The sequence below is a fragment of the Micromonospora sp. NBC_00858 genome (assembly GCF_045207365.1).
GTDB lineage: Bacteria > Actinomycetota > Actinomycetes > Mycobacteriales > Micromonosporaceae > Micromonospora.
Genome location: NZ_CP108828.1, coordinates 3619083 through 3637570 on the forward strand (window position 1 = coordinate 3619083; position 18488 = coordinate 3637570).

General features: G+C 69.0%; 17 protein-coding genes and 1 pseudogene. 7 read left to right on the top strand and 11 right to left on the bottom strand.

Annotated features, from left to right (window positions below):
• Positions 1-11 precede the first annotated feature (11 nt).
• Positions 12-959, bottom strand: a complete 948-nt coding sequence (locus OG990_RS16915; RefSeq protein ID WP_406081434.1) for an NmrA/HSCARG family protein — start codon at positions 957-959, stop codon at positions 12-14.
• Here OG990_RS16915 and OG990_RS16920 point away from each other — a divergent pair.
• Together OG990_RS16920 and OG990_RS16925 are read left to right on the top strand one after the other, a co-directional pair.
• On the top strand, positions 958-1452 hold the full coding sequence (locus tag OG990_RS16920; protein ID WP_406081435.1) for a zinc ribbon domain-containing protein: 495 nt from the start codon (positions 958-960) through the stop codon (positions 1450-1452). The two genes, OG990_RS16915 and OG990_RS16920, sit on opposite strands and share 2 nt — an antisense overlap.
• Positions 1453-1515: 63 nt before the next feature.
• Positions 1516-2247, top strand: coding sequence for a putative quinol monooxygenase (locus OG990_RS16925; protein ID WP_406081437.1), 732 nt, complete (start codon positions 1516-1518; stop codon positions 2245-2247).
• A 506-nt stretch (positions 2248-2753) separates the two neighbouring features.
• Here the strand turns inward: OG990_RS16925 and OG990_RS16930 are convergent.
• Together OG990_RS16930 and OG990_RS16935 are read right to left on the bottom strand one after the other, a co-directional pair.
• On the bottom strand, positions 2754-3875 hold the full coding sequence (locus OG990_RS16930; protein ID WP_406081438.1) for a PQQ-dependent sugar dehydrogenase: 1122 nt from the start codon (positions 3873-3875) through the stop codon (positions 2754-2756).
• Positions 3876-4010: 135 nt separating this feature from the next.
• Positions 4011-5060, bottom strand: coding sequence for an LCP family protein (locus OG990_RS16935; RefSeq protein ID WP_406081439.1), 1050 nt, complete (start codon positions 5058-5060; stop codon positions 4011-4013).
• A gap of 565 nt (positions 5061-5625) precedes the next feature.
• Here OG990_RS16935 and OG990_RS16940 point away from each other — a divergent pair.
• The 3 genes and pseudogenes from OG990_RS16940 to OG990_RS16950 form a co-directional block, all read left to right on the top strand.
• Positions 5626-5718 carry a LysR family transcriptional regulator gene (locus tag OG990_RS16940; RefSeq protein WP_406081785.1) on the top strand — a complete coding sequence of 31 codons (93 nt, stop codon included), beginning with the start codon at positions 5626-5628 and terminating at the stop codon, positions 5716-5718.
• Positions 5719-5743: 25 nt separating this feature from the next.
• Complete coding sequence (locus OG990_RS16945; protein WP_406081440.1) at positions 5744-5911, top strand: hypothetical protein; 168 nt, start codon at positions 5744-5746, stop codon at positions 5909-5911.
• Positions 5912-5947: 36 nt separating this feature from the next.
• A pseudogene (locus OG990_RS16950) lies at positions 5948-6267 on the top strand (transposase); the annotation flags it as partial.
• Between the two features lie 107 nt (positions 6268-6374).
• Here the strand turns inward: OG990_RS16950 and OG990_RS16955 are convergent.
• The 7 genes from OG990_RS16955 to OG990_RS16985 all read right to left on the bottom strand — a co-directional run bounded on the left by OG990_RS16955 (position 6375) and on the right by OG990_RS16985 (position 13567).
• Positions 6375-7157 carry an FAD:protein FMN transferase gene (locus OG990_RS16955; RefSeq protein WP_406081442.1) on the bottom strand — a complete coding sequence of 261 codons (783 nt, stop codon included), beginning with the start codon at positions 7155-7157 and terminating at the stop codon, positions 6375-6377.
• The gene (locus OG990_RS16960; RefSeq protein ID WP_328414441.1) at positions 7154-7660 is read right to left on the bottom strand and encodes an FMN-binding protein; all 507 of its coding nucleotides are present in this window, start codon (positions 7658-7660) and stop codon (positions 7154-7156) included. The genes OG990_RS16955 and OG990_RS16960 overlap by 4 nt, the downstream gene beginning before the upstream one ends.
• A 107-nt stretch (positions 7661-7767) precedes the next feature.
• The gene (locus OG990_RS16965) at positions 7768-9150 is read right to left on the bottom strand and encodes a ferric reductase-like transmembrane domain-containing protein (RefSeq protein ID WP_406081443.1); all 1383 of its coding nucleotides are present in this window, start codon (positions 9148-9150) and stop codon (positions 7768-7770) included.
• Between the two features lie 50 nt (positions 9151-9200).
• A complete protein-coding gene (locus tag OG990_RS16970) occupies positions 9201-10574 on the bottom strand; it encodes an ATP-binding protein (protein WP_328414437.1) in 1374 nt (457 codons plus the stop codon).
• Between the two features lie 80 nt (positions 10575-10654).
• Positions 10655-11353, bottom strand: a complete 699-nt coding sequence (locus OG990_RS16975; protein ID WP_328426488.1) for a response regulator transcription factor — start codon at positions 11351-11353, stop codon at positions 10655-10657.
• A 375-nt stretch (positions 11354-11728) separates the two neighbouring features.
• On the bottom strand, positions 11729-12379 hold the full coding sequence (locus OG990_RS16980) for a DedA family protein (protein WP_406081445.1): 651 nt from the start codon (positions 12377-12379) through the stop codon (positions 11729-11731).
• Positions 12380-12604: 225 nt separating this feature from the next.
• Positions 12605-13567, bottom strand: a complete 963-nt coding sequence (locus tag OG990_RS16985; RefSeq protein ID WP_406081446.1) for an LCP family protein — start codon at positions 13565-13567, stop codon at positions 12605-12607.
• Positions 13568-14524: 957 nt separating this feature from the next.
• Between OG990_RS16985 and OG990_RS16990 the strand changes: the two genes are divergently transcribed.
• Together OG990_RS16990 and OG990_RS16995 are read left to right on the top strand one after the other, a co-directional pair.
• Complete coding sequence (locus OG990_RS16990) at positions 14525-15019, top strand: hypothetical protein (protein ID WP_328414431.1); 495 nt, start codon at positions 14525-14527, stop codon at positions 15017-15019.
• Between the two features lie 493 nt (positions 15020-15512).
• Entirely contained in the window at positions 15513-17300 is a 1788-nt protein-coding gene (locus OG990_RS16995) for a glycoside hydrolase family 15 protein (protein WP_406081448.1), read from the top strand.
• Positions 17301-17399: 99 nt separating this feature from the next.
• Here OG990_RS16995 and OG990_RS17000 read toward each other — a convergent pair whose 3' ends face one another.
• Complete coding sequence (locus OG990_RS17000) at positions 17400-18317, bottom strand: LysR family transcriptional regulator (protein ID WP_406081449.1); 918 nt, start codon at positions 18315-18317, stop codon at positions 17400-17402.
• Positions 18318-18488: the final 171 nt, after the last annotated feature.

Sequence of the window (18488 nt, forward strand, 5' to 3'; positions counted from 1 at the left end):
GGGTCCGCTGGCTAGTCGACGCTGACGGCGTCCTTGTGTTCGAGCAGCCACTGGTGGAATGTGCGCAGTCCGGGGTGCAGCGCGCGCACCACGGTCAGGTCGCGGGCGCCGGTGAAGGTGCCGGCGGCCTCGGTGTAGTACTGGAACATGTTTCCGATCTCCGCCGCGGCGGGGATGCCGAGAGCTCGGAACTGGTCGTGGGTCAGCGGCCGGTAGGCCACCGGCTCGCCCAGTACGTCGGCGAACACGGCCGCGATCTGCGCGCCGGTCAGGTGCTCGCCGGCGATGCTGACCGTCGCACCGAGGTAGTCCTCGCCGGCGGCGAAGATGCCGAGCGCGGTGCGGCCAATGTCCTCGGCGGCGATCCCGGCCAACGCGCTGTTACCCATCGGCAGCGTGAGCACCAGCTGTCCGGACTCGTCGCGGAGCGGCCCGAACCCTTGCAGAAACGCCTCCCAATAGAAGGTGGTGCGCAGGAACGTCGTCGGCACACCGAGGTCGAGGAAGAACCGGTCCGCCTCCGCCTTCGCGTCGAAGTGCGGCACGGTGTAGGAGCCGTCGAGCACCGGTACCCGGGGATCGGTGACCGGGAGTCGTTCGCGGGTGTCCTCCAGCGTTGACCAGATCACGTGCCGCAGGTCGGCCTGCTTCGCCGCCCGGGCCGCGTTGCGTGCGTGGCCCAACTCGGTCTGCGCCGACATGCCTTCCCAGTAGTTCGTCACCACATAGGCGCCGTACGCGCCGACGAACGCGCGCCGCAGGCTCGACTCGTCGTCGAGGTCAGCCTCGACCACCTGCGCGCCACGGGAGGCCAACTCACGGGCGGCATCGGAGTCCGGCCGGCGGGTCAGCGCCCGGAGCGTGAACTCACCGCGTGGATCCGCCAGGATGGCGTTGGCCAGGCCACCGCCCTGCGCGCCGGTGGCGCCCACCACCGCGATGGTTTTCGTTTCGGACATGCCAATTCCTCCCGTGTCGGGGTCTTTGCGCGAAACCCATGCGCCGGATAGCGCACGGGCGACGGGGAGCTGTGTGCTGTGTCAGCCCGCCACGGGTCCAGCGTCGCGTGCCGGTGGACGACCAACCAGGTACAGCCTGGGCACGGCTAGCGGCAGGAATGCCCGCATTGCCGGGAATGGCGGTGGTCGGTGGTCGACAGCCGCAGGGGCCACCCGCGGCGGAACCTGCTCAGGCTGTGGCGGAATGAAAGCCAAGCTGACCCTGTCCGAGCGGACCTACACCTTCACCACCTGCGCACTGACCCTCGACCGAGCCGTCAACGCCGCCCGAAACCTCGCCGCACTCGCGACGCAGGTCAACACCACCGGGAGTGGGCCGATGACAGGACGTGGAGCAGACCGTGAGCCGGGCGAGCATCGGCTATCAGCGTCTTCGCTGTTCCGACCCCGAAGCCTGAGTCAGGGACCAACGGTCGTTTGCCCGTTCGGCTAATGGGAACAAGCCGCGGGCCCGACGCGAAGTCTGCCAGCAGTACAGCACCGGCAAGGAGATCAGATGGATGCGAGCGTAACCGCCGGACCGGACGAGACGTCACCCTCGCCGGCACCCGACCGGGTCGCCGTACTCGCCCAGTTCATCGCGAAGCCCGGCCGGGAAGCCGACGTGTGTGACGCTCTACTGCACCTGGTCGGGCCCTCGCGCGCCGATCCAGGGAACCTCAGCTACGACCTGCATCGGCTGAAGAACAATCCAGCGGCGTTTTACCTTCTGGCCAACTGGGCGGACCAGTCTGCCCTCGATCAGCACATGGCGAGCGCGCACGTACGGACTCTGCTGCGCGAGCAGACTGTGCCAGAGCTGGTGGCTCCGCCCATGGTGCGCTCCGCGCGGCTACTTTCCAGCCCGGACACCAGACCGGACAGTCCGCGGGCGACCGCGAACTCCAGCGCCCAAGTGACCCTCGTCCCGTTCTTCACCATCAGTCCGGGTGCGGTCGACGTGGTACGCCAGGCCCACCTGGCGATGGTGGAGCCGACCCGGGCTGAACCGGGTTGTCTCGACTATGACCTGTACCAGACCCGGGAGGACCCGCGGGTGATGTTCTTCTACGAGAACTGGACTGACCAGGATGCGCTCGCCAGACACATGAACACGCCGAACTTTCTTCGTTATGTGCGGGGCGAGGTCGACGGGCGACTGGTTGTCCCGTGGACCGCGCACATGATGGCGATGATCAGCCAGCCTCCCCCGGTAACGAGCCGGACCGCATCGGAGGGAGGACGTTAGGTCGGGACGGCGCCTTCTCGGCTCGCTTCGCCGCCGGAACCGCTGTACGCGAGCATGGTGCTCTCCGTCGCGCAGCACATCACGCCGGCTTGTACGGAGATCCACCACGAACGGCTGCCACATGTAGCTCCATGCGTTATCCCGCCGGAACCGGATCACGGCAGGCCCACGTGGCTCGACGTCGCTGGAGCAAAGTGGGCATGTCAGCACAGATCAAACATCGTCTACCCGAGCCCACGGCCGCCACGCCCATATCCGACTGCGGCGACCTTCCCGTCCTCGCCACCGACAACCCGGGCGTTTGGACCGACGCTGAAGCAACCGAGCTGCTCCACCCCGACAACGCCCGTCGAGTCAGGCTCCGCCGGTCGAGCTTCCGCCGGCGCGTCTGGCTCCTATCGCTGGTCCGCGCCGACCTTCGCCTCCATCAATATGCGTCTGCCTAGGTTCTGCGCTGGCGGTAGCCCCTCTGGGTCTGCCGGTCAGGCGTCCCTCGTCGGTCTGGGCTAGCGTGCGGGAAAGCGCAGGATGCGGTCGTCGCCATCGCGTACGTCGCTGTGGCCGTCGGTGTTGGACGTGGTCACCCAGAGCGCGCCGTCCGGGGCGATCTGCACTGTCCGCAGGCGGCCGTAGCGTCCTACCAGCTGTGCGGAGGGATCACCGGCCGTGTCGCCGTTGAGGGGAATGGCCCACAGCCGCTGGCCTCGCAGTGCGGCCACGTAGGCCGTGTCTCCGGCGATCGCGATGCCCGACGGCGAGGCGTCGCTGACTGGCCAGGTGACGACCGGGTTCGTGTACCGCCCCCCGTCGCTGTCGCCGTCGCCTTCCACCTGGGGCCAGCCGTAGTTGTGTCCCGGCTCGATGCGGTTGACCTCGTCAAGCTCGTTCTGCCCCAACTCGGCCGCGAACAACCGGCCGTCGGAGTCCCAGGCGAGACCTTGCACGTTGCGGTGCCCGAGGCTGTACACCGGCGATCCGGCGGTCGGGTTTCCCGGCGCCGGCGTGCCGTCGGGTGTCAGGCGCAGGATCTTGCCGTTCGGGCTCGCCGGATCCTGCGACCGGCCTGTGTCGCCGGCGTCTCCGGTGCCGACGTACAGCATGCCGTCGGGGCCGAACGCGATGCGTCCGCCGTTATGGTTCCCGCCCTTGGCGATACCGCCGAAGATCACCTCAGGCTCTCCGCCGTCGAGGTGGAAGCGGACGATCCGATTGTCCTGCTCGGCTGTGTAGTAGGCGTAGATCAGGTTGTCCTCGGCGAAGTGGGGCGACACGGCAAGGCCCAGTAGGCCGCCCTCACCGCCTGCCACCACACCGGGCACCTGGTAGACCTGCCGGGGCGCGCCGCCGCCGGGGGTCAGCTGCAGCACCAAGCCGGTGTTCCGTTCGGCGATCAAGGCGTCGCCGTTTGGCAGGAACGCCAGGCCCCACGGGACGTCGAAGCCCTGCGCGATCTCTTCGCCGGCGTCCAGATCCGGCGTTCCGGACCGGATGCTGGCCGCCATATTGGTGGCGGTGGCCGTTGGAGAGTGAGCTCGGTCGCCGGCGCCACCACACCCGGCGACGGCGCCCAATACCAATAGAGCCGCGCATACCCGTTGCCACCGTTTGCCTGCCCTAACGACTGTCATGCTGATCCTCCGAAGCCGTGATGAGGTGCCCCTTCCGTGGCCTGCGGCGCGTCTGCCGCGACCAGCGACCAAGGAGCGGTCGGATTCCAGCTGCCGACGGCGACGGCGGCAGCTGGCGCCCGAGAGAACGGGGAGCTAGGGGCTGAGGTTGGCGGTGGGTGTCGGGGATGGCGCCGCAGTGCCTAGGTACTCCTGGACGGTGTCGTGGGCGATCGCCTGGTAAAGCTCCTTAGCCTTCGCGGTGTCCGCCAGCACCACGCTCTGACCGCTCTTCATGCCGGTGCCCGCGCTCGGGCTGCCCAGGAAGGTGAGGTTGTCGCTGCGCAGGTCCCGCAGCTCCATCGCGACGTCCACCAGGTTGAAGTCCTGGTCTACCGTCATCGACTTCGTCACGGCCTGGAGGAAGGAGTTGAGCTTCACCGGGTTCGACAGGGTGCCGAGGCCAGCCGCCCGGTCGAGCAGGGCCTCAAGAAACTCGCGCTGGTGTCGTTCGCGGCTGAAGTCGCCGTCACTGAACTGGTACCGCTGGCGTATGTAGTCCAGCGCCGCGACGCCGTCCAGGTGCTGCCTGCCCTTCGTGAAGGTCCGGTGCGGAGCGTGGATCGACGTGATGGTCTTCTCGATGGCCATGTCGACCCCGCCCAGGGCGTCGACCACCTGCGCGAACCCGGCGAAGTCGATCAGGGCCACGTGGTCGATGTGCACGCCGGTGAAGGACTCGACGGTCTGCACGGTCAGCGGGGTCCCGCCCCAGGCGTACGCAGCGTTGATCTTCGCCATGGTGTCGCCGTGCCGCCCGTCCGGCGAGCGCGGGACGAAGACCCAGGTGTCCCGGGGAATCGAGACGATCTCCGCCTTCTGATGGTCGGCATCGAGGTGTAGGAGCATGATCGCGTCGGTACGGGAGTCCGCCGTCTTGTCCGGGTCACGGGAGTCGCTGCCGAGCAGGAGCACGTTCATGGCGCCGGTGACCGCCCGGGTCGGGCGCGACTCCTGCGGAAGACCCGCGAAGGCGTCGGTGCGGGCGAGGTTGCCGTCGAGCGAACGACCGTAGACGCCGACGGCGACGCCGCCTCCGCCGCCGAGCGTCAGCAGCGCCGCCAGTACGCCGATCAGAATCCGTCGAGATCGTCTTTGCACCCGCTCCAGCCCTTCCCGCCCTACCAGGGAGATCACCCCGGCCATCAGCTGGTCACCCAAAGTAATGGGGAAAGCTGGGAGGCGGCTTAGAGTTGTTCTGGCGCGCAGCAGATCACAACCGAACCCCTGCTGACCGCGGACATTGCTCAACGGAAATCCTGGGCAAATTCGGTCAGCCTCTCCGGCCTGACCCAAGTTGACGGCCGACGGGCAGCCAACGGTGGCGCCGACGGGCGACCACAGCGTTGGACCGGTCACCTGAGAGCGATGGGCTCGCAGCCTCCTGTTCTGGCTTGCCGTCAAGGTCGTGGCGATGCAGGTCGCTCTCGCGCCGCCGCGGTAGACGCCAGTGGCGCCCGGGTGGGTCGGGGCGTACCGGCGCGTCGGGCAGCGCGGAGCGGGCCAGGTCGGCTAAGCCGGCGTTGATCAGGAAGGGGACTAGGGGGGTCATGGTGGTCCCTCGGGTTCGGGCCGCGGCGTCGGGTGGCGTCGCGGCGAAAGTCACTGATGCCACCCTCCGCTACCGCGGTTAAGCTGTCCAACAGAAGAGTCCGATCCGAGCAATCATCGTTGGTGATTAATCGTGGAGCTACGCCAGCTCGAGTACTTCGTGGCGGTCGCCGAGGAGCGTCACTTCACGCGGGCCGCCGCGCGGATGCACGTAGCGCGGTCCGGGCCGTTCCGCGTCGATCCGCTCCCTTGAGCGCGAGCCCGGCGAGAGCCTGTTCGTGCGCAACACGCGCAACGTCGAGCTGACCAACGAAGGACAGGCACTGCTCACCCAGGCGCGGCACGCACTCGCCAACGTTGCCGCCGCCAAGGACGCGGTCGCCGCGGTGCAGGGACTGCTGCGCGGTCGAACAAGGCGTCAGCCCGAGCGGTCAAGCAAGTCGTAGAACTTCCGCCGGAACCCGCCAACTCCCCGACGGCATCAGCCAGGCCGGCGGCTGGGCAAGGCGAAACTTGAGGAAGGGATCGCGGGGATCGCTCGGCTGCACGCGCTGATCGGCGAGCATGTCGGCGCTAACGATGAGCCGCGCAGGTGGTGGTCGGTATCGAGACTGACCGGGGTCCGTGGGTGCAGGGCGTGATCGCTGCCGGCTACCAGGTGTATGCGATCAACCCGCTGCAGGTGGCCCGGTATCGGGAACGGCACGCCGTCTCGGGGGCCAAGAGCGACGCCGGTGACGCGCACGCCTTGGCCGACATGGTGCGCACCGACCGGCATCAGCTACGCCCGGTCGCCGGTGATCCAGGCCAAGGCCCCGGGGTAATCGCCCCTTCAGCATCGCCAGCGCCCGGCGAGGTTTAGTCGTGAACTCCACCTTCTCAGGACGCCGGCGCACCCATCGACTGCCTTCAAAGGTGGACTAACGTCGATGACCCGGTTTCGCCGGTGTCATCGACTGCCATTGCCCGGTAACCCGTCTGCCTCCGCAGCCACGACAGGCTGCGGGAACCTCCGGCGATCGCAGCCGTGGCGTAGACGTCCGCCCAGGTCAAGGAGGGACCGATCACGGTCACCGAGGCCAGGGCGTTGACCGGCCGGCCGGTGTGCGGGTCGAGGATGTGGGCGCCCCGGCGACCGGTACCGGATGTGGCGACGGCGCCGCGGCGTACCGGCAGCACGGCCAGCAGCCGGCGCGGGTCGGCGGGGTCCTCCACTCCGACCCGCCACTCCGGCTGGCCCGGCCCGGTCCGCAGGATGATGTCCCCACCAGCGTTGAGGCTGAAGTCGGCCACCGCCCGCTCGGCGAGCAACCAGCCGGCCCGCTCCACCGCCCAGCCCTTGACCAGGCCGGACGGGTCGAATCGAATCCGCCCGTCGACGCCGGGCAGCATCGCGTCGAAGTAGCCGTCGGTGCGCCAGCGGGCCTCCTCACACAGTTCCAGCACCTCGCGCACGGGCTGGTCGCAGTCCGCGAGGCGCCGCAGACCACGGTTCAGTTCGCTGATCTGGCTGTCCGGCCGGTACGTGCTGAACATCCGGTCGACCGCACGCAAATCGTCGAAGGCTGCGCCCACTGCGGCGGCAATGCCGGGTGTTTCCGCCCCGGCTCGTACGTGGACCGAGATCGGCATGCCCATGATTTGCTCGACCCACGCCCGCCGAGCGGCGGCTTCCAGGCCAGACGTCGTCACGATCCACCGCCCAGGTGCGCCGCATCCAACGCGGCCTGGATCGACTGGAGGTAGGCGTCGGTGGTGGCGGTGGCGCCGCTGACGGTGTCCACCTGCACGTCCTGCGCGCTGAGTACCTCCTGGCGCAGTTGCGGCACCGCGTAGGAGTTGATCCGCCGCGAATGGCCGTCCTCGGGCAACGCCAGCGTCGTCACGTCGGTGATCCGGCCCGCCGTGACCTGCAGCCGCACCTGGACCGGGCCGTACCCGTTGTCGACCACGCTTCCATTGACCGTCACCGTGTCGGTGGGCCGAGCCGGGGCCGCACCGCCTTGGGCGGCACCGCCCGGTGACGCGGTGCCACTCGAACCGGTCGGCGGCGCCTCGGCCGGTACGGCCGGGCCGACGATGCCAGGTGGGGCGGTACCTGATCCGTTGGGGATGCCGGACGTGCTGGTCCGGTAGCTGAAGAGCAGCACCAGTACGGCGACGGTGCTGACCAGGGCGAGCGTGATTCGCCTCATGCCACTTTCTCCTCGTCTCCCCGGCGAACATCACCGGATGAATGTCTGCCTCGGCGCAGGCCCGCCTTCCTTGAGGCCCACGGCATCTGACCTGGCGGGCGTCCGGCTCACCAGGCGAATGCTTCGCAATGGATCTGCTTGGCAGGCACGCGGGCCGCCCGCAATGCGGCCCGTACGGCGGCCATCCACTGCGGCGGGCCGCACAGGTAGACGTCGCGCTCCCGCACGTCGGGCGCTATTCGGAGCAATGCCTCCTGGTCGGACAGGTGCGCCAGCCCGGCGGGCAGCCACGACCCGCGGGCCAGCGCCGGACCGGCGAGGTAATGGATCGACGCGCCCCGGCGGCGGGCAACGGCGTCCAGCTCAGCGCGGAGGGCGAAGTCGTCCGCGCGGGTGGCGCGGTACACCAGGGCGGCCTCACCGGGCTGGTACGGCAGATCCTCCAGCAGCGCGCGGAGCGGGGTGATCCCGATTCCGGCGGCGAGCAGCAGGATCTGCGGCCGGCTGCGTACGGCGCTGGTGAGGCGCCCGTATGGGCCCTCGATGAGGACACGGGTCCCGGGGCGGGCGCGGGTGATGCGGTCCGCGTCGTCGCCGTTGGCCCGTACGGTGATCCGGAGCAGGTCTCCCCCAGCTGGGGCGGACAGCGAGTACGGGTGTGCCCGGCTCCAGCCCCTACCGGTGAGGAAACGCCAGTTGAGGAACTGCCCTGCGCGGATCGGCAGCCGGTGCAGGTCGCGACCGGAAATGTGGACCGAGAAGACCCCGGGCGACTCCCAGGTGACCTGCCGCACCCGCAACCGGTGCCGCTGGCTGCGCCATAGCGGCAGGCCCAGGCGGAACACCAGCACGCTGCCCGCACAGAGCAGGTAGCTGGTCCACCAGTAGACCCGGGTGGCCGGCGAGCCGATGAATTCGGCCCCGGTCCAGAGTTGGTGCGGCAGGGCCAGGCCGACGCCCAGGTAGGCGTAAAGGTGCAGGAGATGCCAGGACTCGTAGCGCAGCCTGCGCCGCGCCGCCCGGATGGACAGGCCCACCACCGCGATCAACAGAACGGTGCCGGCGACCGCGAGCAGCATCCCAGGGTAGGTGGTGGTCAACTGCCAGGACTCGGACACCACGTTGGTCTGGCCGGTTCCGGCGTAACCGACGACGATCAGCACGATGTGCCCCAGCATCAACCAGAACGAGCTGAACCCGGTGTACCGGTGCCACCGAGTCAGCCGGTCCTGGCCGAAGGCGCGCTCCACCCAAGGCATCCGGGCCATCAGGAGGACCTGGATCAGCAGCAGGTCACTGGCGAGCAGGCCGGTCAATCGGCCCAGCGACGACGTTGCCGCGACGCCGCCCATGGTCAGTGCCTGCAGTCCGGTGCCGTGCAGCCACAGCGCGAGCACCACGACCAGGGATGCGATTGCTCCGGCGCCTACCGCGTCCGCCCGCCACCGGGCCGGTTCCCGCAGCCGTTCCGCCGTGTGTCGACCGATCACGCTGCAAGCCTGACGGCGGAACCTAAGAAGTCGATGAGGAGCCGCTGTGGTCAGCTTGTGAACGCCGGCAGACGTACCGTGAGCAGGGCGCCCCCGGTCTCCGACCGGCCCGCCGCCACAGTGCCGCCATGGAGCTCCACAGCTTGGGCCACGATCGCCAGACCGAGCCCGGAACCGGGCATGGCGCGGGCTGCGGTGGCCCGGTAGAACCGTTCGAAGATCCGGGGCAAGTCCGCTTCCTCGATGCCGGGCCCGGAGTCGGCAACGGTCAGCTCCGCCCAGGGCGGAGTCCTGGGCTGGCCCGTACCCGGAAGACCGGTGACCGGGCGCAGACGGATCCGGACCAGTCCGCTCTCAGCGCTCCATTTGGCCGCGTTGTCGAGCAAGTTGGTGACCATGCGTTCCAGGGACGCAGGCCGGCCGGTGACCGTCACCTCGGCCAGGTCGGTAGCGAAGTCAACCCGCGGCCAGCGCTGGCGTAGCCGATGCACCGATAACCCGATCAGATCGGCCAGGTCGACCGGCTCCGCCGGCTCGGCACCGCTGTCTTCCCGGGCGAGTTCCACAAGCTCACCCACCAGCTGGGTCAGGTCGGTCGTCTGGGCGTCCAAGTCGCGCAGCAGCCCCGCACGATCTTCCGCGGACAGCGTACGGCCGGCCCCAGCCGGCCCGTCTGCCCGGATGAGTAGCTCGATGTTGGCCCGCAGGCTGGTCAGCGGGGTCCGCAGTTCGTGACCCGCGTCCTCCACCAGCAGCCGCTGCGCGGCCCGCGAGGACTGCAACGCGGCGAGCATGACATTGAAGGCCTGCGCCAGCCGGGCGATCTCGTCGCGGCCGTCAACGGTGATCCGGCTGCTCAGGTCGTTGGTCGCTGCGACATGCTCCACCGCCCCGGTAAGCCGGTGTACCGGCGCCAGTCCGGTCCTGGCCACCAGGAAGCCGAGCGCGGTGGCGGCCGCCACCCCGCAGGTGCTGACCAGCACGAGCGCCAAGCCGATCCGGGCGAGCGAGTGCTCGACCCCCGCCGTACTGATCGCGACCTGCACGGTCCCGCCATGCTCGGCCGCGGTGGTGAGCATCCGGTATTCCTGGCCACCGATGTGGATCTCCTCGAAGGTCTTCCCCTGAGTGCCGTGCGCCACGGTCAGGGCCGCCGGGGTGACCGGCAGCGGTGCGGGCCCGCCCGCCGCCAGGATCGGCCGGCCCCCGTCGTCGAGCAGCTGCGCCCGAGGACCTATGTCGTCGTCGTGGTCGCCGTCCGGATCGTCGCTGCCGTTCCACGGGTGTCCGGGCCGCTCGGCGACCGCGTGCGCGTCCGTCACGAGCTGACTGTCCAGCTGCTGATGGAGCTGGCTGGCGACCACGAAGAAGACGACCGCGGAGACCGCGACCACCGCGATCGCTACCGCGGTCGCGGACGCCACCGCAATGCGGGACCGCAGAGACAGCCGGCGCCACCGCAGGCGGCCCCGGCGGCCGCCTCTCCGACCCCGGCTCGGCCTACTCACTGCGTCCCGGTACGCAGCGCGTAGCCGACGCCCCGCACGGTCTGCAGCAACCGGGGCTCCCCCTCGGCCTCCAGTTTCCGTCGCAGATAGCCGATGTAGACGTCCAGGCTGTTGGAAGCGGCGCCGAAGTCGTAGCCCCACACCTGCTCGAACAGCACCGCGCGGGTGAGCACCTGACGGGGGTGCCGCAGGAACACCTCCAGGATCGTGAACTCGGTACGGGTCAGTTGGATCTCGCGAGCGCCCCGGCGTACCTCCCGGGTGAGGGGGTGCAGGCACAGGTCGCCATACCGCAGCGGTGGGCCCGCATCCCGGCCGGCGCTCGCGTCGGTGCCCGCCGACCGGCGCAGCAGCGCGCGGATCCGAGCCAGCAACTCCTGCGACGCGAACGGTTTCACCAGATAGTCGTCGGCTCCGGCGTCGAGCCCGGCGACCCGGTCGCCGACGCTCTCCCGAGCGGTCAACATCAACACCGGTACGTGGTTCCCGTCGGCCCGCAGCGCCTGACACATCTCCAGACCATCCCGGCGCGGCATCATGACGTCGAGGATCACCGCGTCCGGTCCCCGGTCACGTACCTCCTGCAGGCCCGACACCCCATCTGCGGCCAGGCCAACCTCATATCCGTCGAATCGAAGCATACGGGACAGAGCATCACGCACCGCCGCATCGTCATCCACAACCAAGATCCGCACGAGTAGCCCCGCCATCTCGTAGAAGCCCTGGTAGCCGTCATAGCTCACGAGGATGAGAACCAGATGAGAGTTGCCTGTGTGCGGCGATCGCTCGCCCGGCTCGGCACTCGGCCGTCCGGCCGTCCAGGCAGGCGGGCGGGCGGGCGGGCGGTGCAATCTCCGACGGCCTCGCTCGTACGACCAGCAGACGACGCGGGCTCCGGGAGCCGCTCACTACCCGGCCGGCAACCCACGCCAGGCCGGCCGGTCAGCCGGCGCACGGGTTCGTCAATCGGACCGCACAGGGAGCCAGCAGCGCGGGGATCATGACCATGGGGAACGCGGATATCCACGGCACCGCGACCAGCGTCATCGACGCTGCGAAGCGGCGGCCGGTCAGCGCCCGGGGCCGCCCGGCCCGGGTCGCACGCCGGGTGCGGAGGCATGCGCGCGATGCCGGGCGCGCAGTAGTTCGATGGCGATGGGTACGACCGAGACGAGCACGATGCCGATGAGGATGAATTCGATGTGGGAGCGGACGAACGTGACCTGACCGAGAAGGGCGCCGAGCACGGTGACCCCGGCTCCCCAGAGGCTGCCGCCGATGATGTTGTAGGCGACGAACCTGCGGTAGTGCATCCGGCTCGCGCCAGCGACGATCGGAGTGAAGGTGCGCACGATCGGCACGAACCGGGCCAGCATGATGGAGCGGGCCCCATACCGGTCGAAGAAGCCCTGCGCCCGGTGCAGGTTCTCCTGGCGGAACAGTCGGGAGTTCGGGCGTCGAAACAGCCGCGGTCCGACGCGGCGTCCGAACAGGTAGCCGACCTGGTCACCGGCGATGGCCGCCACCACGACGAGGAGGCACACCAGCCACAGCGGATACGGCAGGTAACGGCTGCCGGCGACCAGCAGCCCGGTGGTGAACAGCAGCGAGTCGCCGGGCAGGAAGAACCCAAGCAACAGTCCCGATTCGGCGAACACGATCGCGAGGATGCCGACGAGGCCGAAGGTGGAAATGAGCCACTGCGGGTCCAGGACGTTCATTCAGCTACTCCATCCGCTCAAACCGGAAGCGCCGGCCGTCGGTTGATCAAGCTCCCGTCGTCGGGCTATTGCCCAGGTGACCGGCTGATCCTCCAAAGCCGTGATGAGGTGCCCTTTCTGTGGCCCGCCGGGCGTCTGCCGGGGGACTCGCGAAAACGGAGCCCTCGGTTCCCGGCTGCCGACGGCGACGGCGGCAGTGGCGCCATGGAAAGGGGGAGCCAGGGGTCAGGCTGGCGGTGGGCGTCGGGATGGCGCGGCGGCCCCCAGGTGCTCCTGCACCGTGTCGTCCACGACCGCCTGGTAGAGCGCCTTGGCCTTGGCGGTGTCCGACAGGACGACGCTCTGGCCGCTCTTCACCCCGGTGCCCGCGCTGGGGCTGCCCAGGAAGGTCAGGTCGTCGCTGCGCAGGTCCCGCAGTTCCAGCGCCACGTTGACCAGGTTGAAGTCCTCGTCCACGGTCACCGACTTCGTGACGGCCTGGAGGAACGAGTTGAGCTTGACCGGGTTCGAGAGCGTGCCGACGCTGGCCGCCCGATCGAGCAGCGCCTGCAGGAACTCCCGCTGGTGCCGTTCCCGGCTGAAGTCGCCGTCGCTGAACTGGTAGCGCTGGCGCACGTAGTCCAGCGCCGCCGCGCCGTCCAGATGCCGGACGCCCTTCTGGAACGTCCGGTGCGGCTCGTGGATCGAGGTGATGGTCTTCTCGATCGTCAGGTCGACCCCGCCCAGGGCGTTGACCACCTGCGCGAAGCCGGCGAAGTCGACCAGCGCCACGTGGTCGATGTGCACGCCGGTGAAGGACTCCACGGTCTGCACGGTCAGCGGGGTGCCGCCCCAGGCGTACGCGGAATTGATCTTCGCCATCGTGTTGCCATGCCGCCCGTCGGCCGACTTCGGTACGAAGACCCAGGTGTCCCGGGGGATCGAGATGACCTCCGCCTTCTGGTGGTCGGCATCGAGGTGCAGCACCATGATCGTGTCGGTGCGGGAATCCGCCGTCCGGTCCGGGTCACGGGAGTCGCTGCCGAGCAGCAGCACGTTCATCGCGCCGGTGACCGCCTGGGCGGGGCGGGCGCTCTCGGGAAGCCCGGCGAAGGCGTCGGTGCGCGCCAGGTTGCCGTCGAGCGAACGCCCGTACGCCCCGATGGCGATCGTCGCACCACCGCCGAGCACCAGCAGTGCCGCCAGCACAGCGATCAGAATGCGTCGTAATCGTCGTTGCACTCGCTCCAACCCTTCACCGCCCCAGAGGGGGAACCACCCGGTGTTCGATGGTTACCCAACGTAATGGGGAAAGCTGGGAGGCGGCTTAGAGTTGTTGTAGCGCGCAGCAGATCTCAACCGAACCCCTGCTGACCGCGGACGTTGCTCAACCGAAAGCCTGGGCAAATTCGGTCATCCTTTCCGGCCGAGCGCAGTTTGACGGCCGCCGGGCCGTCAAAGGTAGCGCCGGCGGACGACCACAGCCTTCGACCGGGTGATCCGCAAGAAACGGTTGCACGTCGTCGACCGGACCGAGAGAGCCCAGCGGACGGCCGGCACAACGAGCGGACCCGGAGGCGGGGCCGGGGCCAGCGACACTCGCGCTTCTGGGCTCGGAGACGGACGTGTCGCCGCCGCCGTCGTCGCGGCCCGGATCACCTCCTCGCCGGGGTCGGATCGCCTGTTCAGGAGGTTCAGGGCCCGCCCATAGGTGCCGCACAGGAACGGCAGTGACTCTTGCCTGGCTGTCCGAGTGAGAGGAGCGCGATGATGAACGAGCACAAGTCGACACACTCACACGAAACCTTTTCCGCTGGCCCGGTTACGACCGCCACATCAGGACCGTCGGCCGCTGGACGTTCAGGCGGGGGCGCTGCGCCGCCTCCTGCAGGACAGGCAGGCCGGTCGAGGGTCTGGCGGTTGCTGCCGAGCAGGAAGGGTGGCTGGATTGCGGGCGCCGCACTGATGTCTGCGGTGATTGGACTCTCCGCCTGTACCGCTACGTCTACCGCTACGTCCTCCCCGGCGACAGCCGCTTCCCCCACGGCGACCGCCGAGTCAGGCGCCCCCGGCAGCGGCCCCGCTGGCGGTCCCCAACCCGCTGGCGCGGGATCCAACGCCCGGTCCGGACCGGCCGAAGGGGGATCGATCGGCACGGTCGACAGCGTGTCCACGCCGGGTTTCACCATTGCGACATCAGCGGGTCAGAAGGTGACCGTCAACGAGACAGCCTCCACCACGTACCAGAAGGGGACGACCTCATCCTCGGCGAGTGCCCTCACCACGGGTGAGCCTGTGCTCGTACTCGGGACGACCAGCGGAACCACGATCACGGCCACCCAGGTCGTCGTGCAACCGGCTGCCGGCGAGGGATCTGCGACGGCCTCCGCCGCAGATGTGGTCCCCTTCCAACGTGGCGCACCCAGCACGCCGAAGCAGCTCGGCCAGGTCCCAGCAAACTACACCGAGGGTTCAGGAACGGTCGTCGACGGAACGGCAGCGGACAACGCCACGAAAGCCGCGTTGGCCGCCTACCCGGGAGGCGTCGTCGACCGCGTGGTGCAGCTGAGCAGCGGCGAGTACGAGGTGCATTACATCGGTGTCAACTGGCCGCACCACATCTTCGTCGACCAGGACTTCCACGTCATGGGCGCCGAGTAGCCCTCGACCCTCACGATTGGAGCGCGCCGCCGACCGGGCGCCATGAAGTGGACCGTGACAATAGGGACGCTCGCGCCCCGGGCGGTGGTCTGCTTGGCTTTGCTCCCGGCCGGCGCGGTGGCCTGATGTGCTTTCCCCCCAAACCGCCCAGGGCCGCTCCTACGCCCCCTTCCCCTCAAGACACGAGTTCCCCTGGACACCAGTGGACTGTCGGCGGCGGGTGAATCTGAACCTGTGGGGCTCGTATTGTCGGTCTGGCTACGCTGCCTGCGAATACTCGTTGATCAATACCGACAGCCGAACCCATCACCGGTCTTGCGGACGCATTCGCTCGAATGATGCTCGGTGGGTCGGTCGCCGGTCTCTGTTCTGCGTCTGCCGCCTGCAGTAATCCCGATGTAAGCGATAGGCAAACGTGGCCTGTCCGGGGAGCAGCCGAGCGGTCACGGGCACGGCGGGTCTGACTGGCGAAGATCTGGGTATTCAGGGCGGCGTGGGGGGGCCGCCGATTGCCGACTACGGCTTTCTGTCCGACTGTCGCTCGGCGGCGCTGGTCAGCCGGGACGGCTCGGTGGACTGGTGGTGCCCGGCGCGGTTCGACAGCCCGTCGGTCTTCGGCCGGATCCTCGACTCCGACGCCGGCCACTGGGTCCTGCGCCCGAGCGGCGAGCGGGACGGCCGGCGCATCGAGCGGGCGTACATCGGCGACAGCCTCGTGCTGCGCACCGTGCACCAGACCGACGGCGGCAGCGTCGCGGTCACCGAGGCGCTCGCCACCGAGCCGGGTGCCCGCGGCCACGAGCTGGGCTCCGCGTCACCCGCGGTGCTGTTGCGCACGGTCGAGGGGCTGAGCGGCCGGGTGCGCATGTCGACCGACTTCGTGCCCCGCCCCGAATACGGCCTGCTCACGCCGTTCCTGCACAGCCAGCCGGACCGAGTTGTGGCAGCCGCCGGACCGGTCAGCCTGACCTTACGGGCAGGCGTACCGCTGACCTGCGAGCGCGGCCGTGCCCACGCTGACTTCGACGTCTCTGTCGGCCAAGTGGTCGGGTTCGACTTGGCGTACGCCCCGTCGTTCGGTGGCCCGCCGGCTGCAGAGTTGGATCCGGTCGCGGCGATCGCTGAAACCGTCGAAGCGTGGCAGGTTTTGCAGGACAGCCATCACTACGACGGCCGCTATCCCGATCTTGTCCGCCGCAGCTCCGTGATCCTGCAGGGCCTGACCTATCGGCCCAGCGGTGCGGTCGTGGCCGCCGCGACCACCTCGCTGCCCGAGCAGCTCGGCGGCGACCGCAACTACGACTACCGGTTCGCCTGGCTGCGCGACTTCTCGTACACCCTGCACGCGCTGTGGGTCGCCGCCTGCACCGAGGACACATCGCGGCACTTCGGCTGGGCGGTCCGCTCCGCGGGCCGACTCGGAATAGAGCCCGCGCCGATCATGTACGGCGTCGGGAGTGAACGGGACCTGTCCGAACACGTCCTCGATCATCTAGGCGGTTACGCGGGCAGCCGGCCGGTACGCACCGGAAACGACGCCTGGCGGCAGCGACAATTGGATGTGCCCGGCGAGGTTCTCGAGGCCGCCTACCTGCTCCGAGACCGGTTGGGGCAGTTCGACGAGGAGCTGCGGCAGATGCTGATAGATCTCGCGCATCAGACGGTGGACATCTGGCACAGGCCCGACGCCGGCATGTGGGAGATCCGAGGGGAGCAGCGGCACTACACGTCGTCGAAGGTGGGGTGTTGGGTGGCGCTGGACCGGGCGGTGCGGCTCGCGCCGCGGCTCGGGGAGGGGGCGGACCCTCGGCGGTGGGCCGCGGCCCGTGACGAGATCCACCGGACGGTGCTGGAGCGGGGCTGGAACGAGCGTATTGGGGCCTTCACGGGCGCGTTCGGGTCGGACGAGTTGGATGCCTCGGTGCTGTTGATGCCGCTGGTGAACTTCCTCCCGGCCACCGATGGGCGTATGCGGGCGACGATCGAGGCCATCGAGCGGGAACTCGCCACCGACGGCGTCGTCCGGCGCTCGGCGAACGAACCCGCCGGCTTCGTGTGGTGCTCGTTCTGGCTGGTGGGGTGCCTGGTGCTCGCCGGCGACAACCAACGAGCGACGGAGCTGTTCGAGCGCACCAGCACCAAAGCCAACGACCTCGGCATCTTCGCCGAGCAGATCGACCTGGTGACCGGTGAACACCTGGGCAATACGCCCCAGGCGCTGTCGCACATAGGCCAGATCATCGCCGCCGCCCGGCTCACTGACCCGACCATGCACTTCTGATCAACTCGGGCGTGGCGCGCGCAGGCCGGTCCTCAGACTTCAAGATCACGAGGCCGAACAAAGCCAGCGGTCAGCATCGGACCGGGAGCAATTTTGGGGTCATGGAATCGCGGTAACAGATGGTCGCGCCGGTTTGGGCGTCGGCAGCACCATTTTGAGGAGTGCATCCCTGGCTGGGCTCGACGGAGCGGCCGCGGGGACGGCGACGGACACCTGCCACCTGGGGGCGGCCGGGTCGCTGAGGGTGAGGGCATGGAGCCGCTTCGCGGATGGTTTGCGGGCGACGGGGGCTGGGACCATTGCGACGCCAAGTCCCTGCTCGACGCATTCGAGCAGGGTGTGTACGTCATTCACCTCCAGAGGTACCTGCCGTTCGAGGCCGACGGCGGTGAAGGCCCGGTCGGTGAGTTGGCGGGCACCCCAGTCGGAGGAGAAGTCGACGAACAACTCGTTACGCAGCGATTCCCAGTCGACGGTGTCACGGGCCGACAGTGGGTGCTCCGGGTGGCAGAGCAGCAGCATCGGCTCGGTCGCCAGCGGCATGAGCGTCACACCGTCTGGTGGTTGCCCCGGCAAGGCGACGAAGGCGACATCGAGGCGTCCCAGGCGAACCTGATCGGCCAGGTGTGTTGATCCGCCGTGCCGCAGCCGGATCTCTACTCCTGGATAGGTGCGCCGGAAGCAGGCTAGCAACGGGGGGAGGTTGATCACACCGAGGCACTGCTCGGTGCCGACGGACACCGTGCCCCGCAGGAGCCCCTGCACAGCAGCGACGGCATCCCGCGCGGCGTCGACGCTGGCCAGGGTGCGGTGCGCCTCGATCAGCAGCGCCCGTCCCGCCTCGGTCAGCTCGACGCGGCGGGTGCTGCGGATGAACAGATCCGCGCCGAGCTCCCGCTCCAGCGTGCGGATCGACGCCGACAGGCCCGACTGGGCGACGCGCATGCGTTCCGCGGCCCGGGTGAAGTGCCTCTCCTCGGCGACCGCGATGAAGTACTCAAGGTGTCGCAGCTCCATGATTGAGCATCATATCTGCTCAATCTCAGCGGTTTTTGCTGTTGGACGGCAGGATGTGGGTGGGTGAGTCTGGTGCCTGCCGCTTTGACGAGCAGGCCAGTGGACTGTGAAATCGGAGGTTGTCACATGCAGGCCCGCCACATCGGCGAGGCGCAGGTAGGGCAGATCGGG